Source organism: Rhizobium sp. AG207R, assembly GCF_027109195.1.
Classification (GTDB): Bacteria; Pseudomonadota; Alphaproteobacteria; order Rhizobiales; family Rhizobiaceae; genus Rhizobium; species Rhizobium dioscoreae.
The window spans coordinates 374,847-397,491 of the sequence record NZ_JAEPVT010000003.1 but is presented as its reverse complement, the minus strand read 5'-3'; the positions used below and the strand labels follow the sequence as shown (position 1 = coordinate 397,491).

General features: G+C 61.6%; 18 protein-coding genes and 1 riboswitch. Of the genes, 8 read left to right on the top strand and 10 right to left on the bottom strand.

Annotated elements, in window-relative coordinates; translation table 11 throughout:
• Positions 1-11: 11 nt before the first annotated feature.
• The 3 genes from fdxA (at position 12) to JJQ51_RS09370 (ending at position 2,593) form a co-directional block, all read left to right on the top strand.
• Positions 12-350, top strand: a complete 339-nt coding sequence (fdxA, locus tag JJQ51_RS09380) for a ferredoxin FdxA (protein WP_269244612.1) — start codon at positions 12-14, stop codon at positions 348-350.
• A 399-nt stretch (positions 351-749) separates the two neighbouring features.
• Positions 750-1,322, top strand: a complete 573-nt coding sequence (locus JJQ51_RS09375; RefSeq protein WP_069611538.1) for a CarD family transcriptional regulator — start codon at positions 750-752, stop codon at positions 1,320-1,322.
• A 407-nt stretch (positions 1,323-1,729) separates the two neighbouring features.
• Positions 1,730-2,593 carry an RNA polymerase factor sigma-32 gene (locus JJQ51_RS09370; RefSeq protein ID WP_113352721.1) on the top strand — a complete coding sequence of 288 codons (864 nt, stop codon included), beginning with the start codon at positions 1,730-1,732 and terminating at the stop codon, positions 2,591-2,593.
• 28 nt (positions 2,594-2,621) lie between these two features.
• Here JJQ51_RS09370 and JJQ51_RS09365 read toward each other — a convergent pair whose 3' ends face one another.
• From JJQ51_RS09365 to JJQ51_RS09345, 5 genes are all read right to left on the bottom strand, one after another.
• Positions 2,622-4,046, bottom strand: a complete 1,425-nt coding sequence (locus JJQ51_RS09365; RefSeq protein WP_246661196.1) for a M48 family metalloprotease — start codon at positions 4,044-4,046, stop codon at positions 2,622-2,624.
• Positions 4,047-4,424: 378 nt separating this feature from the next.
• A complete protein-coding gene (locus tag JJQ51_RS09360; protein ID WP_113352720.1) occupies positions 4,425-5,153 on the bottom strand; it encodes a thiamine ABC transporter ATP-binding protein in 729 nt (242 codons plus the stop codon).
• On the bottom strand, positions 5,146-6,789 hold the full coding sequence (gene thiP / locus JJQ51_RS09355; protein WP_269244611.1) for a thiamine/thiamine pyrophosphate ABC transporter permease ThiP: 1,644 nt from the start codon (positions 6,787-6,789) through the stop codon (positions 5,146-5,148). The genes JJQ51_RS09360 and thiP overlap by 8 nt, the downstream gene beginning before the upstream one ends.
• A gap of 4 nt (positions 6,790-6,793) precedes the next feature.
• A complete protein-coding gene (gene thiB, locus JJQ51_RS09350; protein WP_269244610.1) occupies positions 6,794-7,822 on the bottom strand; it encodes a thiamine ABC transporter substrate binding subunit in 1,029 nt (342 codons plus the stop codon).
• Between the two features lie 50 nt (positions 7,823-7,872).
• A riboswitch (TPP riboswitch) is annotated at positions 7,873-7,989 on the bottom strand.
• 70 nt (positions 7,990-8,059) lie between these two features.
• Positions 8,060-9,595, bottom strand: a complete 1,536-nt coding sequence (locus tag JJQ51_RS09345; protein ID WP_113389785.1) for an MDR family MFS transporter — start codon at positions 9,593-9,595, stop codon at positions 8,060-8,062.
• A gap of 166 nt (positions 9,596-9,761) precedes the next feature.
• Here JJQ51_RS09345 and JJQ51_RS09340 point away from each other — a divergent pair, with 166 nt between their 5' ends.
• The 5 genes from JJQ51_RS09340 to JJQ51_RS09320 all read left to right on the top strand — a co-directional run bounded on the left by JJQ51_RS09340 (position 9,762) and on the right by JJQ51_RS09320 (position 17,517).
• Positions 9,762-10,289, top strand: a complete 528-nt coding sequence (locus JJQ51_RS09340; RefSeq protein WP_113331467.1) for a MarR family winged helix-turn-helix transcriptional regulator — start codon at positions 9,762-9,764, stop codon at positions 10,287-10,289.
• Positions 10,290-10,361: 72 nt separating this feature from the next.
• A complete protein-coding gene (locus JJQ51_RS09335; RefSeq protein WP_113352716.1) occupies positions 10,362-11,015 on the top strand; it encodes a thiamine diphosphokinase in 654 nt (217 codons plus the stop codon).
• 2 nt (positions 11,016-11,017) lie between these two features.
• Entirely contained in the window at positions 11,018-12,847 is a 1,830-nt protein-coding gene (locus JJQ51_RS09330; protein WP_269244609.1) for an ABC-F family ATP-binding cassette domain-containing protein, read from the top strand.
• 315 nt (positions 12,848-13,162) lie between these two features.
• On the top strand, positions 13,163-14,344 hold the full coding sequence (locus JJQ51_RS09325) for an efflux RND transporter periplasmic adaptor subunit (protein ID WP_113389816.1): 1,182 nt from the start codon (positions 13,163-13,165) through the stop codon (positions 14,342-14,344).
• Positions 14,341-17,517: an efflux RND transporter permease subunit gene (locus JJQ51_RS09320; RefSeq protein ID WP_113389787.1), complete on the top strand. Its 3,177-nt coding sequence runs from the start codon at positions 14,341-14,343 to the stop codon at positions 17,515-17,517. The genes JJQ51_RS09325 and JJQ51_RS09320 overlap by 4 nt, the downstream gene beginning before the upstream one ends.
• Positions 17,518-17,725: 208 nt before the next feature.
• Here the strand turns inward: JJQ51_RS09320 and JJQ51_RS09315 are convergent, their stop codons facing one another.
• The 5 genes from JJQ51_RS09315 to JJQ51_RS09295 all read right to left on the bottom strand — a co-directional run bounded on the left by JJQ51_RS09315 (position 17,726) and on the right by JJQ51_RS09295 (position 22,582).
• Positions 17,726-18,454, bottom strand: a complete 729-nt coding sequence (locus tag JJQ51_RS09315) for an SIS domain-containing protein (protein ID WP_113331474.1) — start codon at positions 18,452-18,454, stop codon at positions 17,726-17,728.
• Between the two features lie 21 nt (positions 18,455-18,475).
• On the bottom strand, positions 18,476-19,633 hold the full coding sequence (nagA, locus tag JJQ51_RS09310; protein WP_113389788.1) for an N-acetylglucosamine-6-phosphate deacetylase: 1,158 nt from the start codon (positions 19,631-19,633) through the stop codon (positions 18,476-18,478).
• On the bottom strand, positions 19,633-20,664 hold the full coding sequence (locus JJQ51_RS09305) for an SIS domain-containing protein (protein ID WP_113389789.1): 1,032 nt from the start codon (positions 20,662-20,664) through the stop codon (positions 19,633-19,635). Before JJQ51_RS09305 ends, nagA begins: the two co-directional genes overlap by 1 nt.
• A complete protein-coding gene (locus JJQ51_RS09300) occupies positions 20,661-21,434 on the bottom strand; it encodes a GntR family transcriptional regulator (protein ID WP_112724171.1) in 774 nt (257 codons plus the stop codon). Before JJQ51_RS09300 ends, JJQ51_RS09305 begins: the two co-directional genes overlap by 4 nt.
• A 122-nt stretch (positions 21,435-21,556) precedes the next feature.
• Positions 21,557-22,582 carry an aldose epimerase family protein gene (locus JJQ51_RS09295; RefSeq protein ID WP_269244608.1) on the bottom strand — a complete coding sequence of 342 codons (1,026 nt, stop codon included), beginning with the start codon at positions 22,580-22,582 and terminating at the stop codon, positions 21,557-21,559.
• Positions 22,583-22,645: the final 63 nt, after the last annotated feature.

The following is a 22,645-nucleotide window of genomic DNA, read 5'->3' as shown; positions in this document are numbered from 1 at the left end:
TGGAGTGCTTCATGACATATGTCGTGACCGACAATTGCATCCGCTGCAAATATACCGACTGCGTGGAAGTCTGCCCCGTCGACTGCTTCTACGAAGGCGAGAACTTTCTCGTCATCCATCCCGACGAATGCATCGATTGCGGTGTCTGCGAGCCGGAATGTCCTGCCGAGGCGATCAAGCCCGATACGGAGCCGGGTCTCGACAAGTGGCTGAAGGTCAATGCGGAATACGCCGCCATCTGGCCGAACATCACCGTCAAGCGCGACCCGATGCCGGAAGCCAAGGAAATGGACGGCGAGCCGGGTAAATTCGAGAAATATTTCTCGGCCAACCCCGGCGCGGGCGACTGATCGAAGGTCGTGACAGGCCGTCGATAAAGGTGTAGTCGATATCGCAGAAAGCGAATCATTGCCGTTGGGCCGCTGGTCGGTCAACGTGGCCATTTTGGCGCGCGTGCAGCAAATTATTGATTTCCTCAGATTTTTGTGATAGGTTCCTCACACTGATCCACCGCGGCATTTCGCATGCCCAAAACCATCACGAAAGCAAATCACCAATCCGTACGCGGTTTCCTTGACATATCAACGTATTGTGTTGTCGGGTCCCGGATCGCGATGGATGGGTTTCTGTTTGCATAAGTCTGGCTGGACCAGGATGAAGTGACCCGACGGTACGTCCGTCTCATCCGGGCCTGACTGACCCGGCACCCCGGCCCTAACGGGGCGCGTAACAGGGAGTTTTTGAAAAGAATGACGACCCAGCAGAAAAAACCTTCAGCAGCACGCCACGGCTTCAAGACTGGTGAAGCGATCGTTTATCCGGCCCATGGCGTCGGTACGATCACTGCGATCGAAGAACAAGAAGTCGCAGGCATGAAGCTCGAGCTGTTCGTAATCGACTTCGAGAAAGACAAGATGCGCCTGAAGGTGCCGGTGGCCAAGGCCATGAGCATCGGCATGCGCAAGCTTTCCGAGACGGATTTCGTCGAGCGTGCATTGAAGGTCGTGCAGGGCAAGGCCCGCGTAAAGCGCACCATGTGGTCGCGCCGCGCGCAGGAATACGATGCCAAGATCAATTCCGGCGATCTGATCTCGATTGCGGAGGTCGTTCGCGATCTCTATCGTGCCGAGAACCAGCCGGAGCAATCTTATTCGGAGCGCCAGCTTTACGAAGCTGCTCTTGATCGCATGGCGCGCGAAATCGCCGCCGTCAACAAGATGTCGGAAACCGAAGCCGTTCGCCTTGTCGAGACCAATCTGAACAAGGGCCCGAAGCGCGGCAAGGTCGTCGACGACGACGACTCGCAGGACGAAGCCGCATAAGGCCAAGACGCCACCATTGCTTCAAAAACCCGGCCTTCGTGCCGGGTTTTTTTCTTTGGAACCTTTTCCGTTCTGCCGCGTTTAAGCCTCGTGTTGGCGGTCGGTGTGGGTACTCTCCTGTGGAGAGGGGGTTCCATACAGGCCGTATTGTAGACATTCACGAGGACCGGCCTATGCGTTTTCACTCGAAGCTCCCCGGCGATCTGAAGATGCTTCAATCGTCAGACCCGTTCGATGAGATCGAACTAGACTAGTCATCGATAATCCGGCCAGCCGGATATCGGTTTCCAATTCGCAATTTCATTCATTGATTTCCATCCGAACAGCGATGTTCGGAAGCGATGCTTGCTGCCCTTTTCGTCGACCGCGGCATAGAGACGATTTGAGGCCGAACCTAGGAGATGCATATGACGAATATGTCTGCAGATCGGCGCATGATCAAAGTTGCGATGGCTGCTCCCTATCTCGATCGCGACGAAGAACACGATCTCGCTATTCGCTGGAAGGATCACGAGGATCGTGGTGCCCGCAATCAGATCGCAACCGCCCATATGCGCCTCGTCATTTCCATGGCGGGGAAATTTCGTAATTTCGGATTGCCGATGAGCGATTTGGTGCAGGAGGGCTATGTCGGCTTGCTGGAAGCGGCAGCCCGCTTCGAACCGGAACGGGAGGTTCGGTTCTCTACCTATGCAAGCTGGTGGATCCGCGCTTCGATCCAGGACTATATCCTGCGCAATTGGTCGATCGTACGCGGCGGCACGAGTTCCGCCCAGAAGGCACTGTTCTTCAATCTGCGCCGTTTGCGCGCCAAGCTTGCCCGCAGCAATTCCAGCGTTACCGTCCAGTCCATCCACGAGGAAATCGCCGTCACGCTTGGCGTCAGCCTCGCCGACGTGCAGACGATGGATGCGCGCCTTTCCAGTAGCGACACCTCGCTGCAGGCGCCTTCGATCGCCGGCGATTCCGAAAGCGCCGAACGCATTGATTTTCTCATCAGCGACGAACCGCTTCCCGACGAGCAGGTCTCCGACATGATCGATGGCGAACGCCGTCGCATCTGGCTGGCATCGGCTCTGAAGCATCTCAACGAGCGCGAGATGAAGATCATCCGGGCGCGTCGTCTTGTCGAAGATGGCGCAACGCTGGAAGAACTCGGGGCCGATCTCGGTATTTCCAAGGAGCGCGTGCGGCAGATCGAAAGCCGCGCCCTGGACAAGCTCCGCAATGCGCTTGTCGATGCGGACCCGCGCATGGCAAGCTACGCCTGAGGCAGATCTTCTCCCGGCTGGGAGCGATCTATTCCGAGATAATTTTGACCCTATCGCCCGGCGCAATCGTCGCCCCGGTTGGTAGGGCATTGATCAGTTTGAACAGGTCGAGCTTGCGATCGGTGCCCATCATGCGGGCAGCGAGCGTGGTGATGGTGTCGCCAGGCTTGACGGTGACGACACGCACGCGCAGCGGCTTCAGCGAGGCCGCCTCCTCCGGCGTCATATGCCGGAAGCTCGCGCGCAGGACATTTGCGGTCTGATCGAGCTGGGCGATATTTCCTTTCGGCACTGCCGTCAGGAAACGGAAGATTTGCGTGCGATCGCGGATCACCGTGACATCGAAATCCCAGCGATCGGCGGAGGCGCGCGCTGTCGCGGCCGGCATGCCATTAACGGTGATCGACTGAATCGAATTGGGATCGAGGCCCGTGACCCAGCCGCTGGAAATATAGTTCGTCAGATTCTGGTTTTGGGTATCGGCAACGCCATCGAAACGGATGGCGATATCGCCCGGGCCAGTCGCCATGACGGCTTCAACCTTGTTGTCGATGCGGAAGTCGGGCGGCACGTCGAAGCGGATGCCGAGGCCGCCATGCAGGAAGGTCTGGCCGCGCACATAGCCTTCCTCGGGGCTGTCGCCATAGAGCAGCCCATCGATGCCGTTCAGGTAATAATCGCGGCCGATGTCGCCGACCTTGCCTTCCTCGCCGAATTCGCGGGCATGCGCCTTGGCAAGATCGATCCGCTGCGGCGTGCTCGGGTGGCTCGAAAGGAAGTCCAGGCTCTGGTCGACGTCGGAATTGGCCGACATGAAGCGGCTGTAGTCTTCCATCGCGTTCAGGAACCGAGCGGCGGCATAAGGATCATAGCCGGCTTGGCCGAGCGTGCGGATGCCGATCTCGTCGGCCTGCAGCTCCTGCTGGCGCGAGAAGGCGGCAAGGCGCAGCTTGCCGCGGGCAAGCGCCTGCTTGCCGGCCAGATCGCTCGACAGGACTTCCGAAACGACGCGGCTAGCGATGACTTCGGCCTCCTCGCGCTTCTGCCTTTCGATGCCGTGGTTGGCGGTGACGTGCGCCATTTCATGCGCCAGCACGGCAGCGACTTCTGAAGCGTCGTTGGCGAGCGCCAACAGGCCGCGCGTGACATAGAGATAGCCGCCCGGCAGCGCGAAGGCGTTGATCGAGGGAGAGTTGAGAATGGTGATGCGGTAGGACTGCTGCGGATTTTCCGACACGCTGGTCAAGGCGCCGGCGATGCGGGCGACGAGCCGCTCGGTCTTGGCGTCCTTATATTCGCCGCCATAGCTTGCGAGGATGCGCGGATGCTCGCGAGCGCCCATCTGCGCGCGCGGGTCGTTCTTCTGGACTTCGGAGACGATCTGCGGATTGGCGGAGGGAGAAACGCTCGGCTGGTAGGATTGATCCAGCACCGTCTGGCAGCCGTTCAACATCGCCGCGGCCGTAAGGACGGGGACAAAGCGGCGCAAACGGGCTGCGACGGTCGCATCGATCCTTCGTTGTGCTCGCTTGCTCTGCTTCAGGACCTGCATCCTACTCATTTCGCTGTCATGCCGGCTCGGCGCCAAATCCGGTTGATCCTTACCGGGCCGATCATCGTCGTGCGCCGACAAAGGTTACTTCCGCCCCCATCGATCCGCATTTACCCGGACAGTCTCCACCCCTTGCTGTAGCCGATTTTGGCACCGGTTGCATAGCGAGACTCCGTTTAAATGTGGCGGCGTTGTATTTTAGCAAGCATTCCCCAGGACTTTCAGCCGCTTGCCGCGACGAAATTAAGGCAAAACCGGCGGCAAGATGCTGCGACGCAATCAATGTTGCAGAAATGTGGTCAGTGCCGGAATGCCGTCCGTCTCCAGGAAGGTCCCGATGGGAGCGGCGAGCTTGATGGCGCCGCCATCGATGAAGACGGCGTGGTCGGCAAGGCGCCGCACTTCGGCCGGATCATGCGAGACGATCAGCACCGTATTGCCGGTTTCGCGATGCAGGGTTTTCAGGAGTTCGACCATGCCGGAGCGCAGGCCGGGATCGAGGGCGGCGAAGGGTTCGTCGAGCAAAAGGATCGGCTTGTCGCGCACGAGCGCCCGCGCGAAGGCGGCGCGCTGGCGTTCGCCGCCGGAGAGTGTCCCCGGCTTGCGCGTCTCGAAGCCGGGCAAGCCGACGCGCGCCAGGGCTTGCGAAACCCTTTCCCCGTCCTCCTTCGAAAGCTTCAATGACGGGCTGATGCCGAGACCGATATTGGTGAAGAGGTCGAGATGAGCAAAGAGGTTGTTGTCCTGGAAGACGAGCGACACGGGCCGTTCAGCGGGATGCAGGCCGGTTACGTCCTGTCCGGCAAGCAGAACGCGGCCTCGATCCGGCGGTTCGAAGCCGGCTAGCAAATTGAGGAAGGTCGATTTTCCTGATCCCGACGGGCCGGCGACGGCGATGATCTTGCCCTGTGGCAAATCACAGTCGAAGCGGAAATCATGGGTGCCGAGGCGCAGCTCGACACCGGCCATGGCAATGCCCTGTTCCTTCATGTCGCGGCCGTCAGCCATGTCGTCTGCTTTCGTCATCGCGTGCACCCTGGCCGGCCGTGCCGGCAATGGTCAGGAGAAGACATACCAGGCCAAGGATCAAGGCATATCCATCGGCATCATTGGTGCGGTAGCTGCCGAGCTTGCTATAGACCAGCCAGGGCAAGGTCATCAGGCTGTCCGAGCCGAAGAGGGCAACCGCGCCAAGATCGCCCAGCGACAGCGCCATGGCGAAGGAAAGTGCCGTGAAGAGCGGCTTGCGCAGGCCGGGCCAATCGATGAGGCGAAGGCGGGAAATGCCGTGAAGGCCGAGGCTTGCCGCCAGACGTTCGGTGCGACGGACATGGACCGCATAGGCTGGCTCGATGACACGGATGACGAAGGGCAGCGCCATCAGCGCGTTGATGACGACGATCAGAATGGCCGCAAAGCGGCTCGGGTCGCCCAAGGGCCGGAGTGCCAGAAACCAGCCGGTCGCCAGCACGATGGGTGGGACCAGCAGGATGAGGGAAGAACTTCCGCTCAGCACGATTGCCAGGCCGCGGAGGCCGAAGGTCTTGCGGCGATCCGCCGATATCACCGTTCGGGCTCGGATGATCCCAAAGGATGTCAGGACGGCCAGGAGTCCGGCGACGAGCGCAATCGCCAGGCTGGTGGCAGCCGCCTGCAGAAAGATCGGCTGGCCGGCGAGCCTGAAGAGGTTCGCCTCAACGCCGGTAACGACGACCGAGGCGAGCGGCAGGCCGAGAAAGAGCGTGGCCGCCGACAACACAGCGGCATCGATCCATCGACGGGCAGGCGCCTGCCCATCGATGCGCCGCAGGGCGCGGCCGCTGGTGAGGCCATGATCGTCAGGGGCACGAAACAATGTCATGGCGCCGAGGATGACGAGAGTGACGACGATTTGCAGAAGCGACAGCATGACGGCGCGGCCGGGATCGAAATCGAAGCGCAGCGCTTGGTAGATCGCCACTTCAAGCGTTGTCGCAGCCGGACCGCCGCCGAGGATCAGGACCAGTGTGAAGCTAGTGGCGCAGAGCATGAAGATCAGCCCGGCGATGCCGGGAATGAGGCCACGCAGGATGGGCCATTCGATGAAGCGGAAGACCGAGGCGGACCGCATGCCGAGTCCGCCGGCCACAAGCCAATATTCCGCAGGAACACGTTCCAGCCCGGCAAGCATCAGCCTGCTGGCGAGCGGCATGTTGAAGAAGACATGTGCAAGCAGGATGCCGGCAAGACCGTAGATGCTGATAGGATGCGACAGGCCGAGAGTTGCGAGGGCCTGATTGAGCAGACCTTGCCGGCCCCATATGCCGAGCAGGCCGAGCGCGCCGATCAGTACGGGCAGGCCCATCGGCACGGCCATCAACCGGATGAGCCAAAGGCGGCCGGGAAAGCGCGGCTGGCGCGCCAATGCGCGCGCGACCGGAATGGCGAGCACAACGGAAAGCAGCGTCGAGAGTACCGCCTGCAGCAGAGTGAAGCGCAGGACGCGCAGCAAGTAGGGATCTGCCAGGGGATTGGTACCGCCGGAGTCGATGCCGGCGGCGAGCAGAACGAGCACGGCGATCCCGACGAAGAGCACGATGCCGGCGAGGCTGACTGCCCCGCCGGAAATGGCGCGTCTTCGCTCTGGTGCCGTGAGTGTCGTCAAGGCATCAGTTGCCGCTGGTGGCGGCCAGCCATTCGTCGATCCAGGCCTTGCGGTTCTTGTCGACATCGGCGGGGCTCATCAGGAAGGTCTTCGAGGGCACCACGAGCTTGTTGAAGGCGTCCGGCAGCGGCTCCGAAGTGGCTGAAACCGGCATCATCCAATTGCTTGTCGGGATGATGTCCTGGAAGCCCGTGGAGATCATGAATTTGAGGAAGTCGCGCGCAAGCTCCTTGTTCGGCGAGGACTTGATGAGGCCGGCGACCTCGATCTGGATGTAATGCCCTTCCGAGAAGTCGGCTGCCTGATAGCGGTCGGTCTTGTCCTCGATCATATGATAGGCAGGCGACGTCGTATAGGAGAGCACCATCGGCGCTTCGCCCTTTGTGAAGAGGTCATAGGCTTCCGACCAGCCGGGGGTGACAGTCAGGATGCGGCCCTTGAGCTTTGTCCAGGCATCGGCGGCCTTGTCGCCGTAAATCGACTTGACCCAGAGCAGCAGACCGAGACCCGGCGTCGAGGTGCGCGGGTCCTCGATGACGATCTTCTGATTGGGATCGCCTTCGACGAGATCCTTCATGCTCTTGGGGGGATTCTTGACCGTCTGGCTGTCATAGATCACGGCGAAATGGCCGTAGTCGTAGGGCACGAAAACATCGTCCTTGAAACCGCCGGGAACCTTGAGGGCCGAGGTGTCGACGCCGCTGGCATCGAAGAGGCCGGTATCCTTCGCTTCATCGATGAGATTGGTATCGAGGCCGAGAACGACATCGGCCTTGGTGCCCGTCCCTTCCAGCTTCAGACGCGAGAGAAGCGCCACGCCATCGGTGACGGCGACATAATTGACCGTGCAGCCGCAGGTCTTCTCGAAAGCGGCCTTGACCTTGGCGCCCGGCCCCCAGTCGGCGGTGAAGCTTTCATAGGTGTAGATGGTCAGCGTCTTGTCGGCTGCTTCGGCCGTCTGGGCAGCAAAAAACGACGTTCCGGCGGCAAAGGCCAGGCCTGCGAAGAATGACAATAGCGAACGGTGTTGCATGACAGCGCCTCCTTTTTGGTTTCGTCTTGAAGGGGAAAAGGGCGCTATGATTTCGTCACGCGTCTAATCCCTCCGCCGGTGTTAGCCGGATCAGGTTCCGCGGGTTGGCCGGTGAAAGCCTCTCAGCCGAAATGTCCGAAGGACATAAGGCACCCCGTTAGAGCGTCGGCAGATTTAGCCTTGTGACGAAGGGATGACAAGGGAAATGATGCCCTTGCCGATTGCAGCATGGAGGATTTACTCGGCAGCCTCCGCGACCGCCGGGCTTTCGAATTTCTTCGTCGCCCCCGGAAGCTGCACGTTCTTCAGCATCAGCGCGGTCAAAAGGCCGAGAAGGCAGATGCCGGCGGCGGTCACGAACAGCGGGCTGAAGGCGCTCGCATAGGCATTGGCGACCGCCTCGCGGGTTGCTTCCGGCAAAGCCGCCATCATCTTCGGCGTCAGCTGCTCGATATCGGATACGCCTGATATGGAGATACCAACATTGCCGAGTTTGGCGGCGATGATGGCGCCGTAGATGGAGATGGCGATGGAGGCGCCGCCCATGCGCGAGAGCGTGACGGCACCCGTTGCCGCGCCGACGTCACGGGAAGCCGCTGCATTCTGCACGCCGATGACGGGCACCTGCTGCGCAAGGCCGATGCCGATGCCGTGCAGCAGCATCAGGCCGCCGATGATGACGATGGGCGTACCGGCAGGCAGGAAGGCAAGTGAGCCGAACGCGATGGCGCTGCAGGCAGCACTCGCGACGGCGAAGGGCTTGTAGCGCCCTCTCGCGGCAATTAGCCGGCCGGCCGATAGTGAGCCGCAGACGATGCCGCCGGTCAGGAGAATGAACAGCAGCCCGGCCATCGATGGCGAAAGGCCCGTCGTCGTCTGCAGGAAGAGCGCAAAATAGTTGACCATGCCGATGGCCACGGCGCCGCTTGTGATCGAAATGATCAGCAGAAGGCCGAATGTCGGGTTACGGAACAACGTCATCGGCACGATGGGCTCCGGTGCGCGACGCTCGATGAAGACCCAGGCGATAGCGCAGATCACGCCGAAGGCGATGATACCGAGGCACTGCGGCGACAGCAGAGATCCGAAGAGTTCGCTGCCGTCGGCGGCAAGCACGATGCTCGTCGTCGTCAGCGCAAGAACGATTGCGCCGGCATAGTCGATCTTCGGGCGTCGGGCCGGTTTGCGATAGGGAAGCATGGTAGCAAGGCCGGCCAGCACGATAAAGCCGATCGGGACGTTGACGAGGAAGATCGAACGCCAGCCGAAGAGATCGCTCATCGTGCCGCCGAGAACCGGGCCGATGGCGCCGGAAGCCATGAGCACCAGGCTCGAGTAACTCTGGTAGCGAGCGCGTTCCCGCGGCTCGAAAAGATCGGCGTTGACAGCGAAGATCGAGACCATGATGCCGCCGCCGCCGAAGCCTTGAAGGACGCGGGCGGCGATCAGCGTATCCATCGAGACGGCCAGGCCGCAGACGGCGGAGCCGATCGTGAAGATCGCGATCGCCGTCATCATCACATATTTGCGGCCGAAGAGATCGCCGAGCTTGCCGTAGACGGGCATGACGGCGGAGAGCGAAAGAAGATAGGCTGATCCGATCCAGCCGAAGCGCTCCAGATGCCCGAATTCGCCGACGATCGTCGGCAGTGCCGTCGAGACGATCTGGTTATCCAGAGTTGCCATGAACATGGCGGTCATCAGAAACAGGAAAAGAATAAGCCGCCGCTTATGATCCGCCACGAGCGGCGTGAAGCTTGTCTGCATGTCCATGGGGCAGGAAATCCGAACTTGGCCGAAACGTTGCGCGGTCGATCGAATGCGCGGGACGCCCGGTTTTCACAGTTGAGATATATGTGCCATTAGCATATAAATGTCAACAACAGGTGAATGCTGTTTGCATGTTTTATTTCTTTACCGCCTCTGATATGGTGGAAAGATGACATCTGCGACGAATACACGTGAAATTGAAGCCCAGGCCCTGACCGACGACGAGAATCTCCTGCGTATCGGCCATGCGATGACGCGCATGCGCCTACTGACAGGTCGCCGCATGATCGGCAGGCTTGCCATTCAGAGCGTCGCGCCGGGACTTGAGCTGTCTCATCTCGACGTGCTCGATGTCGTGCGGCGGGCGGAAGAGACGGGCGAAGTCACCGTCGGCACGATTGCCGAGATGCTGCGGATCGATCCGTCGCGGGCGAGCCGCATCGTTGCCGACATGGTGACGCGCGGCGTGTTGCGACGCAAGGCGTCGCAGGCGGATGCGCGGCGCATCGTGGTGGTGTTGACCGCGCTCGGGCAGCGATTGCTGTCGGAGATCCAGGCGCAGAAATATTCCGTCATCGGCAGCATCTTCGCCGATTGGACGCCGGAGGAAATCGAGAATTTCTCGCTGCTGTTCGACCGCTACGTCAGCGGCTACGAGCGGGTTTTCCAGGCGCGCATCAAGGAAACGGACGACTGAGCGGTTGTCGCGGTTGTTCTTGAGCATGGCGCTCTTCCCTAGGGATACGACTTTGCGCTATGGGCTTGCCTCATGAGCCAGTCCACCACCTTCACCATCCTGCTTGGCGGCGAGCTTCGCCTGACGGAGCGATTGCGCGATGCGGTTTCCGGCAGCCGTTTCATCGCGGCCGATGGCGGCATGCGCCATGCGCTCGCGCTCGGGGCGGAGCCGGAGCTGTGGGTCGGCGATTTCGATTCCACGCCTGCCGATCTGCAGGGGGCCTTTCCGAATGTTCCAAGGCAACCCTATCCGGCGGCGAAGGCAGCGACTGATGGCGAGATCGCCGTTTCGGAAGCGATCGATCGCGGTGCCACGAGGCTGATCCTTGCCGGTGCCATGGGCGGCGAGCGGTCGGATCACGCGATCCAGCACCTGCTTTACGGCGTGCATCTGGCCGAAAAGGGCTTCGATATCTTCCTGACCTCCGGTGACGAGGAGGCGGTGCCGCTTCCGCCGGGTGAACTCACGCTGGCGCTGCCGGCTGGCTCGCTGTTTTCGGTCCTCGGATTCAGCGACCTGACAGGTCTCTTCATCGAGAATGCCCGTTACCCCTTGCACGATTTTCATTTGCCCTTCGGCGCGTCGCGCACCATTTCCAATGTGGCGGAAGGCGACGTGCGCTTCTCGCTCGGCAGCGGCAGGGCCATCGTTCTTGCCCGCCCTTATGACCTTTCCGGAGTCTGATCTTGGCCCCTCCCATTCTGAAACTCGACGACATCTTCCTGAGCTTTGGCGGTGCGCCATTGCTCGCCGGTGCCGACCTGCAGGTGGAGCCGGGTGACAAGATCTGCCTTGTCGGACGCAATGGTTCCGGCAAGTCGACGCTCCTGAAGATCGCCGCTGGTCTTGTCGAGGCGCAATCGGGCGAAGTCTTCCGTCATCCGTCATCGACCGTGCGCTATCTCGAGCAGGCACCGGATTTTGCCGGTTACAAGACGGTTGCCGCCTATGCCGAAGCCGGCCTCGGGCCTGGTGATGATCCCTATCGCGTCACCTATCTGCTCTCTCATCTTGGTCTGACCGGCGAAGAGGATCCGAAGAATCTTTCCGGCGGGGAAGCACGCCGTGCAGCGCTTGCCCGTGTTCTGGCGCCGGAGCCGGATATCCTGCTGCTCGACGAGCCGACGAACCATCTCGACCTGCCGACCATCGAGTGGCTGGAAGGCGAACTGCAGAAGAGCCGCAGCGCACTCGTGCTGATCTCGCACGACCGTCGCTTCCTTGAAAAAGTGTCGACCGCGACCGTTTGGCTGGACCGCGGCACCTCGCGCCGGCTGGATAAGGGATTTGCCCATTTCGAGGCCTGGCGCGATCAGGTGCTGGAAGCCGAGGAGCTGGAGCAGCACAAGCTCGGCAAACAGATCGAGCGCGAGGAGCACTGGCTGCGCTACGGCGTGACGGCGCGGCGCAAGCGCAACATGCGCCGCCTCGGCGAGCTTCAGGATATGCGTTCGCGCTACCGCGGCCATAGAGGTGCTTTGGGCACCGTACAGGCGGCTGCTTCCGATGCGCAGGAAAGCGGCAAGCTGGTGATTGAGGCCGACAAGATCACCAAGTCTTATAATGAGCGGGTCATCGTCGCGCCCTTTTCGATCCGTGTGCATCGCGGCGATTGCATCGGTCTCGTCGGCCCGAACGGCGCGGGCAAGACGACGCTTCTGAAGATGCTGACGGGTCAGCTGGAGCCTGATAGCGGCACGGTGAAGCTCGGCACCAATCTGGAGATCGCGACGCTCGACCAGAAGCGCGAGGAGCTGAACCCGGAAGATACGCTCGCCAACTATCTGACCGATGGCCGCGGCGAGAACCTGCTCGTCAATGGCGAGCAGCGGCATGTGACCGGCTATATGAAGGAATTCCTCTTCCAGCCCGAACAGGCGCGCACGCCGATCAAGAACCTCTCCGGCGGCGAGCGCGCCCGGCTGATGCTGGCGCGCATCCTGTCGCGGCCCACCAATCTCCTGATCCTCGACGAACCGACGAACGATCTCGATATCGAGACGCTCGACCTGCTGCAGGAAATCGTGTCCGGCTTTGCCGGTACGGTCATCCTCGTCAGCCACGACCGTGACTTCCTCGACCGTACCGTGACCTCGACGATAGCGCCCGCCGATCCGGAAGAGCCCGATGGTCGCTGGATCGAATATGCCGGCGGCTATTCCGACATGCTTGCCCAGCGCAAGGGAGCGATCGAGGAACGCAGGCGGGCTGAAAAGGCGGCCGAAAAGCCGAAATCGGCCGAAGCTTCGGCGTCGGCTTCCGAGGCTTCGAAGGGCAAGGGCAAGCTTTCCTACAAGCAGAAATTCGCGCTCGAAAACCTGCCGAAGGAAATGGCCAAGGCTGAGGCCGAGATTGCCGCGCGCGAGAAGAAGATGGCCGATCCCAACCTCTTTTCCAAGGATGCCGCAACGTTCAACCGTCTTGCCGCGGAGATGGAAAAGCTGCGCGAAAGCCTGACCAGGATGGAAGAAGAATGGCTGGAGCTCGAAATGCTGCGCGAGGAGCTGGAGGGCTAAGGCCCTATCCGCTCATCCTATGCGCGTCTTTACTATGCAGAAAAAACAATCGGTTGCGCTCGGTCGCAGCCGGTTCATTCCCTGTTGTCGAATCCGATAAACCGTTTATACATTAACGCATGCTGCCGGACGACGGGCCGGTTGATACCCCCGGGCCGACGTGGCCCGTGGCGCATGTTGGGGAAGTCCGAAGCGGCCTGATTGGATTGCGCCTGATGGCGACAGGTTCTTCGTAGAAAGTTGCAGACAAATTTCGTGAGCGCTTACCGTGATGACGGCGCCTGATGCCGCATGCGGTTTTTCGAGGGGGCCTTCATGCCGATGCTGCCGCGTGCCGTGTTGTTCAGCTGTGTTCTTGCCGTTTTTTCGGGCGCCCAGGCGCTGGCGCAGGGTGCGCCGCCGGCTCCGCCCGTCACGGTTGCCAAGCCCATCGTCCGAGATGTTGTCGACAGCGACGAGTTCATTGGGCGCTTCCAGGCGGTCGATGAAGTTTCTGTGCGCTCGCGGGTCGGCGGCTATCTGCAGGAAGTGCATTTCAAGGATGGCGCCATGGTCAAGCAGGGCGACCTGCTTTTCGTCATCGACCAGCGGCCATTCGTGACCGCGCTGAACGAAGCGACGGCCTCGCTGGAAGTCGCGAAGTCGTCGCTGACGCTCGCCGATGCACAATTCAAGCGCGCGCAATCGCTGTCGACAACGGGCAGCCAGTCGGCGTCGACCCTCGACGACCGCCGCCGCGATCTCGTTTCCGCCGAAGCGAATGTGCGTGGCGCGCAGGCCGCTGTCGATCGCGCCAATCTCGACATGGATTTCACCAAGATCACCGCACCGCTCAGCGGCCGCATCGACCGCCGGCTGATTTCCGTCGGCAATCTCGTGCAGGCCGATCAGACCGTGCTGACGACCATCGTGTCACTCGACCCCATTGATTTCTATTTCGACGTCGACGAGCGCCGGCTGCTCTCCTATGCCGATGAGGCTCGTAAGAACGGCAGTGCCCTTCAGCAGGGCGGCGGCGGGCTGGATGTGACCGTGACCATCGCCGATTCCCGCCAGAAGCCGTTCAAAGGCAAGCTCGATTTCGCCGAAAACCGCGTCGACAACGAAACGGGCACGATCCGTGTCCGCGCCCGCTTCCCGAACCCTGATTTCATCCTGCAGCCCGGCCTGTTCGGACGCGTTCAGGTGCAAGGCTCGAACAGCTACAAGGCGATCCTGATCCCCGACGAAGCTATCGGCTCGGATCAGAATCAGCGCGTCGTCTATGTCGCCGATACCGCCGGCAATATCACGCCGAAGCCCGTGCGCCTCGGGCCGAAGCTCTATGGCTATCGCGTCATCCGCGATGGCATGACCGGCGACGAGACGATCGTCGTCAACGGGCTGATGCGGATCCGGCCCGGCGTCAAGGTGACACCGCAGCTGATCGAGCTGCCGCAGCAGGCGACGAACGACGAGCCGCCGGCCCAGGCCGATGCACAGGGGACCAGCCAATGAGGTTTTCCCACTTCTTCGTCGATCGGCCGATTTTCGCATCGGTCCTCTCCATCGTGCTGCTGATCGTCGGCGGCATCGCCTATTTCCAATTGCCGGTAGCGCAATATCCCGAGGTTGCGCCTCCCACTATCGTCATTCGCACCTCCTATCCCGGCGCCGACGCCCAGACTATCGCCGATACGGTGGCGACGCCGATCGAGCAGGAGGTCAACGGCGTCGAGGACATGCTCTACATGTCCTCCTATTCCAGTGCCGACGGCTCCATGTCGCTGACGGTCACCTTCAAGCTCGGCACCGATCTCGACAAGGCGCAGGTGCTGGTGCAGAACCGCGTCGCCATCGCCGAGCCGCGCCTGCCCGACGACGTCCGCCGCATCGGCATTACGACGGTCAAGAGTTCGCCCGACCTGATGATGGTCGTGCATCTCCTCTCGCCGAACAATCGCTACGACCAGCTCTACATTTCCAACTATGCCCGTACGCGCATCCGCGACATTCTCGTCCGTCTGGACGGTGTTGGCGACGTGCAGCTCTTCGGCGAGCGGCAATATTCGCTGCGCATCTGGCTCGATCCGGAAAAGCTCGCGGCCTACGGCATGACCGCCGGCGATATCGTGCAGGCGCTGCGCGATCAGAACGTGCAGGTGTCGGGCGGCGCGATCGGCGGGCCGCCGGTTTCGGGCACCAACGCCTTCCAATACACCGTCACGACCCAGGGGCGCTTTTCCGACGCACGGCAATTCCGCTACGTCATCGTCAAGGCAACCGGCAACGGTCGTCTCGTGCAGTTGCAGGATGTTGCGCGCATCGAGCTCGGCGCTCAGGATTATGTCACCAACAGCTATCTGAACGGCAGCCCGGCGGTGGCGCTCGGCGTCTTTGCCCGGCCCGGCACCAATGCGCTCGCCGCTGCCGCCGATATCCAGAAGACCATGGAGGACTTGTCGCAGGATTTTCCGCAGGGGCTGGAATACCGCATCATCTACAACCCGACGGAGTTCATCGCCGAGTCGATCCACGAGGTCTACAAGACGATCTTCGAAGCGGCGGTTCTCGTCGCCATCGTTGTGCTGGTTTTCCTGCAATCCTGGCGAACGGCGATCATTCCGATTATCGCAATCCCCGTTTCGCTGATCGGCACTTTCGCCTTCCTGCTCGCCTTCGGCTTCTCGCTGAACATGCTGACACTGTTCGGCCTGGTGCTCGCCATCGGTATCGTCGTCGACGATGCGATCGTGGTGGTGGAGAATGTCGAGCGCAACCTCGCACTCGGCATGACGCCGAAAGAGGCGTCACATGTGACGATGAACGAGGTCGGTACGGCCGTGCTCGCAATCTCGCTGGTGCTGATTGCGGTCTTCGTGCCGACCGCCTTCATTCCCGGCATTTCCGGGCAATTCTACCGGCAGTTCGCGGTGACGATCTCGGTCGCGACGGCGATTTCCTGCCTGAACTCGCTGACGCTCTCGCCGGCGATCGCCGCGATCGTCCTTCGTCCGCACAGTCACGAGAAATCCAACAATATCTTCGCGCGCTTCGGCCGTGCCCTGGGTGACGGGTTCAACCGGGGTTTCGAGCGAATGAGCCGCGGCTATTCCTGGATCGTCCGCCACCTCGTCACGACGTGGGCGGCTCTCGCCTGCGCGCTTCTCGTCTTTGCCGGTCTGTTGGCCGGCACATGGTATATGGGTCGAATCGTGCCGCAGGGCTTCGTTCCCACCATGGACCAGGGCTATGCCATCGTCGTCGTGCAGCTGCCTGATGGAGCCTCGCTGGCACGCACCAATGCCGTCATCCAGAAGGCGACCGATATCATCAACAAGACGCCCGGCATCGCCAATGCCGTCGCCTTTGCCGGCTTCAACGGTGCGACCTTCACCAATGCCTCGAATTCGGGTGTCATCTTCACGCCGTTCAAGCCATTTGAGGAGCGGTTGAAGAGCGGCGACACGGCCACCAAGATCATCGGCCAGCTCTTCGGCAGCCTGCAGGGCATCGAGGAGGCTTTCATCATCGCCATTCCGCCGCCGTCGATCCGTGGCATCGGCAATTCCGGCGGCTTCAAGATGCAGATCATGGACCGGGAAAATGCTGACATGCGCCGCATCCTGCCGCTCGCCTATCAGATGATGGGCGTTGCCGCGCAGAATAAGGGCGTCAGCGGCGTCTTCACCACCTTCTCCGCCAACAGCCCGCAATATTTCCTGGCGATCGACCGCGACAAGGCGCGGGCGCTCAACGTGCCGATCCCGAATATCTTCGAGACGCTGTCGATCAATCTCGGCACGTCCTATGTCAACGACTTCAATGCCTTCGGCCGCGTTTATCAGGTGCGCGCGCAGGCCGATCAGCAATATCGCATGGACCGTGAGGATATTCTGGCGCTGAAGGTGCGTTCGGCGACCGGAGCGCTCGTGCCGCTCGGCACGCTGGTCGATATCCGGGATACGACCGGGCCGACGCTGGTGCAGCGCTATAACATGTATGTCTCGGTCCCCCTTCAAGGTAATCCGGGGCCGGGCGTCTCTACCGGCTCGGCCCTCGATATCATGGAGGGGCTGGCGAAGAACCTCCTGCCTTCGGGCACGACCTTCGAATGGACGGAGCTTGCCTATCAGGAAAAGCATACCGGCAATACCGCGATCTATATCTTCGCCCTGTCGGTCATCTTCGTCTTCCTGGCGCTGTCGGCGCAATATGAAAGCTGGATCCTTCCGCTTGCGATCATTCTCATCGTGCCGCTGGCGGTTCTGGCGGCGCTGATCGGCGTGCATCTGAGGGGGATGGACAACAATATCCTCACGCAGATCGGGCTTATCGTGCTGATAGGCCTTGCGGCCAAGAACGCGATCCTGATCGTGGAGTTTGCCCGACAAGCGCAGGCTGAGGGAAAGAGCGCCGTCGAGGCGGCCATCGAGGCCAGCCACCTGCGTCTGCGCCCGATCTTGATGACGGCCTTCGCCTTTATCTTCGGCGTCGTGCCGCTGATGATTGCCACAGGCCCCGGCGCGGAAATGCGGCAATCGCTCGGTACGGCCGTCTTTTCGGGCATGCTCGGCGTGACGCTGTTCGGCCTGTTCCTGACGCCGGTTTTCTATGTCGTCCTGCGCCGGCGGCGCAAGCAGGCGGAAGCCGCGCAGGAGCCTTCGGCCACCGATGCCGCGGCACAATGATGCCTGACCAAGCGGCTGGGCGTTTCACGGGAAACGCTCAGCCGCCTTATCCCATTGTTTTTATGAGTTTCAGGCAGGAAGCTGCTGCGAGCTTTCGGGTGGGACCTGAGAGCGTTTCAGTTTTTCACGGAATCTCTGAGCCGTTCTATCTCTTTGGCTGTACGCAATCCCGGACGGAAGACCGCTGCGCACTTTTCCTAGAATTGCTTTAGAGATGCGGGTTGCGAGGCCGGTATTTCTTGACCAGCTGCTGGTTGGTTTCCTTGGCGCCCGGCATGTTGGCGCTGAGGTAGACGGGCGGATTGCCATCCTTGCAGAGTTCGGCAGCGACATCGGCGAAGATGGCGTTCAGGACCGTCGTACCGACGGCTGTCGAGGCCGGCCCGACCTTCAGCTCCGTGCCCGGCAGATCGATCATGGCATCGCCCGGCGGCAAGCCGTTGTCCAGCACGATATCGGCGATATCGGCCAATCTCCGGCGTCCATTGGCGATGGCGGCCGAATAGGCGAGCGATGTGATGGCGATGACCGTCGCGCCGATTTCGCGGCCATAATCGGCGGCCTCGATCGGCGCGGCGTTGACGCCCGAATTGGAGGCGATGACCAGCACGTCGCCCGGCTGCATGCCGTAGCGTTCGAAGACCGGGCGGATAAGCCCTTCGGTGCGCTCATAGACCGAGCTGATAACGGCGCCTTCATGCAGCATGGCAGAGCCCACGAGCACGGGAATGGTGAAGGCGAGGCCGCCGGCGCGATAATGCACCTCCTCGGCCAGCATGTGCGAGTGGCCGGTGCCGAAGACATAGACGCGGCGATCGGCGCGTGCGGCCGCGCAAATGGCGGCCGAAGCCCTCGACATCGGCTCGGCCAGCGTTTCACGCAAGGTTTCCAGCCGACCGATGAGGGCGGTGAAATAGCTGTCCGTGACTGCGGTCATGCCGAGCCTCCTTTTCAAATTTTAGGCCGAAGGCTGGCCGGAGATCCATGTTTCGGTGACTTCGATGGCGTCGTTGATGTGGACGAGATCGGCGCGGGTTCCCGGCGTCAGATAGCCGCGGTCGGTAAGCCGCAGGAAGCGGGCGGGATAGGACGTCGCCATGCGCAGGGCCTCAGCCAGCGGCAGCTCGAGAATATTGACGCCGTAGCGGATGGTGGAGGCCATATCGACATCGGAGCCCGCCAGCGTGCCGTCATCGAGCGTCAGCTTGGAGCAATAGCCGCCCTTGGTGCGATAGACCGTGCGGCCGTTCAGCGTAAAGCTCGGAAGATCGGTGCCGACGAGCGACATGGCATCCGTGACGAAGAACAGCCGGCCTTCGCCGCGCTTTGCACGCAGCGCGACGCGTAGTGCTATCGGATCGACATGATGGCCGTCGGCGATGATGCCGCACCAGGGGGCAGGGTGATCGATCGCCGCACCGACGAGACCGGGTGCGCGATGGCCCATCTGGCTCATGGCGTTGAAAAGATGGGTAACGCCGCGCGCACCGGCATCGAAACGCGCATCGGCGGCTTCCGCCGTGCAATCGCTATGGCCGATGCTGACGATGACGCCGCCTTCGGCGAGTGCCTGCACCTGCCGCTCGGTGACCTGCTCGGCCGCAATCGTCACCAGCAAGGTGCCGATCGCCTCACGGGCGCGGATGAAGGTCCGGACGTCGCTGTCTTCGACCGGGCGCATCAGCTCGGCAAGATGCGCGCCCTTGCGGGCCGGCGCCAGATGGGGGCCTTCCAGATGCAGTCCGGCGACGCCGCGATTGGCTTTCACCGCCTCGATCGCGCCTTCGATCGCCGCCGCGCTCGCGGCCGCGACATCGGTGATCAGCGTCGGCAGTAGCGATGTCGTACCGTAGGGGCGGTGTCCTGCGGCGATCATAAACATGGAGTCGGCCGAGGGCTCGTCATTCAACATGCGGCCGCCGCCACCATTGACCTGCGCGTCGATGAAGCCGGGAGCAAGCACACCGCCGTTCAACGCGATCGTTTCGGCATTGTCGGGCACATCATTGGCACCGGTAATGGCATGGATACGGCCATTACCGATCACCAATGCGCTATCCTCGTGAAACCGATCGCCATCGAAGATGCGGGCGCCGGTAAAGACCTTGTAGTCCATCACATGGTCTCCGTTACCTTGAGGAGATTAGCCGGCTTGTCCGGGTCGAAACCCTTGCGACGCGTCACCGACTCGATGAGACGATAGTAGCACAGCAGCGACACGAGCGGATCGAGCAGGCCGTTGCCCGTCGTCGGCATGCGCAGGTTTATGCCGGCAAGCGGTGCGGTCGAGAAGGAGACGGCTGTGGCGCCGAGCTTCTGCAGGCGTTCGAGCGCCTGAGCATTGTTGGCAAAGGCAGCATCGTCGGGCGAGAAGGCGACGATCGGGAAGCCCGGCTGCACGAGGCGCATCGGGCCGTGCATGAGTTCGGCCAGCGAGAAGGCTTCGGCATGAAGGCTGGCTGTTTCCTTGGCCTTTAGAGCTGCTTCCAGCGCGATAGCGAAGGCGGGGCCGCGCCCGCCGGTATAGAGCGAGGAGGCATTGAAAAGCACATCCTCGGCAGCCTTGCCGTCGATGCCCGAGGTGGCGGCAAGCGCTTCCGGCAGTTTCGCAAGGCCGTCGATCAGGGCCTTATCCTGCGAAATCGCTGCCGTCACGCCGGCAAGGGCGGCAACCGAGGCGATGAAGGATTTTGTCGCAGCGACGCTCTGTTCCTTGCCAGCATTGAGGCCGAGCACGACGTCGGCTTCCTTGGCGAGCGGGCTGTCGGTGACGTTGACCACGGCGATCGTGGTGGCGCCACCCTTCTTGGCAGCGGCTTGCAGGGCGATAATGTCAGGGCTGCCGCCGGACTGGGAGACGGTGAAGTGGATGCCGCCCTTCAGATGCAGTGGTGCGCCATAGACGGAGGCGATCGACGGGCCGACAGAAGCGACGGGGACGCCGCAGGAGATTTCGAAGAGATACTTGAAGAAGGTGGCGGCATGGTCCGAAGAGCCACGCGCGGCCGTCGTGATCAGCGATGGACGACCGGTCGAGAAGAGCTTCGCGATCTCGGCGAAAGCTGGCTTTTCCTTTTCAAGCAGCGTCGCAACCACCTCGGGCGATTGGCCGGCTTCCGTCAGCATCAGGGATTGGGTTTCGCTCATAGGTCATCTCCAATTCTCAATTCAGCAACAAAATCATAGGCATCGCCGCGATAATGCGAGCGGGTATATTCAACGACGCGCTGGTCGGCCAGGCGGGAGACGCGTTCGATCAGAAGCGCCGGCGCGCCGGCCTTCACGGTCAGGATCGAGGCGGAGGTCGGGTCGAGCGTCACAGCGGTCAGCCTTTGCTGGGCACGCACCGGCTTGAAACCCTTGGCAGCAAGGGCGTCATAGAGCGATCCTTCGGATATGGCATCTTCGCCCAGAAACTTGATGGGAACGACGGCGCGCTCGATAGCGAGTGGCTGGCCATCCGCCAGGCGCAGTCGGTCGAGCCGCAACACGGGCTCATCAAGGCTGAGGCCGAGCAGGAACGATTCCTCCGGCGCCGGTGCGCTGACGGTGCGTGACAGGATGCGCGCCGCCGGTTCGCGGCCGCGCGAGCGCATGTCGGCGGAGAAGGAGGAGAGGCGCCAGAGTGGTTGCTCGATGCGCTCGACATGCTGCGAGACGAAGGTGCCGCTGCCGTGGCGGGATTCGATGACGCCCGAGGCGAGGAGATCGCGATAGGCGGTACGCACCGTGACGCGGCCAATTTCCAACGCTCCGGCTAGGTCTCGCTCGCCCGGCAACGCCGTGCCCGGCTTCAGCAAACCTTCCTGGATGAGGCCGGTCAGCGCCTGCGCCAGGCGCTTGTAAAGCGGTCCGCTCGCGGTCTCGTCGCTCAAACCGCGATTGTTCAATTCGAGGATCAAACTGGTTCTATCCATGGTGTTTATATAGAACCTATTTAGAACCAATTCACAAGGTGAATCTGGTCGCATCGCAAAAAAGAATCGGCCGGGCGCTTTGGACGCCCGGCCGACTTTCAAATGAGCGGGCCATGCCCAACTCAGTTCTTGGTGAAGATATAATCCGTTTCCTGCCGCAATACCTCGCCCGGGCGGAGCACGGCATTGGGGAAGCCTTGGTGGTTGATGGCGTCGGGCCAAACCTGCGTTTCCAGGCAGAAACCGGCAAACGGGCCGATCTTGCGGCCGTCATGGCCGGGAACCGGCACGTCCAGCTTGAAACCGGTATAAAACTGCACGCCGGGCTCGGTGGTGCGCACCTCGAGCGAGACGCCGGAATTGACGCTGCGGGCAAGGACCACGGACCGCTTGGCGGTACGCTCGGTAGAGAGGCAGAAATTGTGGTCGTAAAGCGCCTGCTCGCTTCCTTCGAAGCGCTTCATCGGCGCCATCTCGCGGAAATCGAAGGCGGTGCCTTCGACGGAGCGGATCTCACCGGTCGGCACCTGTTTGTCGTCCGTTGGCGTATAGTGATCGGCGGCGATCATGATGTCGTGGCCGAGGGCATCGTCGCGGCCGTCGAGATTGAAATAGGCGTGCTGGCAGACATTGGCGAGCGTCGGCTGGTCGGTTGTGGATTCGTAGGTGACCGACAATTCGCCGTTGCCATGGACCCAATAGGTCGCCTGTATCGTGCAATTGCCGGGATAGCCGGCGCGGCCATCGGGATCGACGATCTTCAGGACGACGCGGTCGGTACTATGCTCGACGATGGTCCAGTTGCGCTTGGCGATATTGTCCTTGCCGCCGTGCAGGTGGGTGACGCCCTTTTCATTGAGCTCCAGCTGATACTGCTTACCATCAAGCGTGAAGCGACCGGCGCCGATGCGGTTGGCGCAGCGGCCGGGCGTGGCGCCGAAATAGGAGGAATGGAGGGGATAATCGGCAAAATTGTCGAAGCCGAGCAGGAGCGAGGGCTCGTGGCCATCAAGGCGAAGGTCCTGGATGACCGCGCCCCATGACATGATATGAGCCGTCAGGCCGCCACCGACGATCTTGACGCGATAAACGGTATCCCCATCGGCCGTCGTCCCAAAATGTTCCCGCTGCAAAGTGCTTTCCGTCATATCAGCTCATCCATTGCTTTTGAGTATGCGAGGTCAGACCCTGCCTCCATTCGCGCCGTTCCG

Excerpts from the sequence above, each read along its gene's own strand:
- fdxA (WP_269244612.1), top strand. The coding sequence starts at position 12 with ATGACATATGTCGTGACCGACAATTGCATCCGCTGCAAATATACCGAC.
- JJQ51_RS09375 (WP_069611538.1), top strand. The coding sequence starts at position 750 with ATGACGACCCAGCAGAAAAAACCTTCAGCAGCACGCCACGGCTTCAAG.
- JJQ51_RS09370 (WP_113352721.1), top strand. The coding sequence starts at position 1,730 with ATGACGAATATGTCTGCAGATCGGCGCATGATCAAAGTTGCGATGGCT.
- JJQ51_RS09365 (WP_246661196.1), bottom strand. The coding sequence starts at position 4,046 with ATGTTGAACGGCTGCCAGACGGTGCTGGATCAATCCTACCAGCCGAGC.
- JJQ51_RS09360 (WP_113352720.1), bottom strand. The coding sequence starts at position 5,153 with ATGGCTGACGGCCGCGACATGAAGGAACAGGGCATTGCCATGGCCGGT.
- thiB (WP_269244610.1), bottom strand. The coding sequence starts at position 7,822 with ATGCAACACCGTTCGCTATTGTCATTCTTCGCAGGCCTGGCCTTTGCC.
- JJQ51_RS09345 (WP_113389785.1), bottom strand. The coding sequence starts at position 9,595 with ATGGACATGCAGACAAGCTTCACGCCGCTCGTGGCGGATCATAAGCGG.
- JJQ51_RS09340 (WP_113331467.1), top strand. The coding sequence starts at position 9,762 with ATGACATCTGCGACGAATACACGTGAAATTGAAGCCCAGGCCCTGACC.
- JJQ51_RS09335 (WP_113352716.1), top strand. The coding sequence starts at position 10,362 with ATGAGCCAGTCCACCACCTTCACCATCCTGCTTGGCGGCGAGCTTCGC.
- JJQ51_RS09325 (WP_113389816.1), top strand. The coding sequence starts at position 13,163 with ATGCCGATGCTGCCGCGTGCCGTGTTGTTCAGCTGTGTTCTTGCCGTT.
- JJQ51_RS09320 (WP_113389787.1), top strand. The coding sequence starts at position 14,341 with ATGAGGTTTTCCCACTTCTTCGTCGATCGGCCGATTTTCGCATCGGTC.
- JJQ51_RS09315 (WP_113331474.1), bottom strand. The coding sequence starts at position 18,454 with ATGACCGCAGTCACGGACAGCTATTTCACCGCCCTCATCGGTCGGCTG.
- nagA (WP_113389788.1), bottom strand. The coding sequence starts at position 19,633 with ATGGACTACAAGGTCTTTACCGGCGCCCGCATCTTCGATGGCGATCGG.
- JJQ51_RS09305 (WP_113389789.1), bottom strand. The coding sequence starts at position 20,664 with ATGAGCGAAACCCAATCCCTGATGCTGACGGAAGCCGGCCAATCGCCC.
- JJQ51_RS09300 (WP_112724171.1), bottom strand. The coding sequence starts at position 21,434 with ATGGATAGAACCAGTTTGATCCTCGAATTGAACAATCGCGGTTTGAGC.
- JJQ51_RS09295 (WP_269244608.1), bottom strand. The coding sequence starts at position 22,582 with ATGACGGAAAGCACTTTGCAGCGGGAACATTTTGGGACGACGGCCGAT.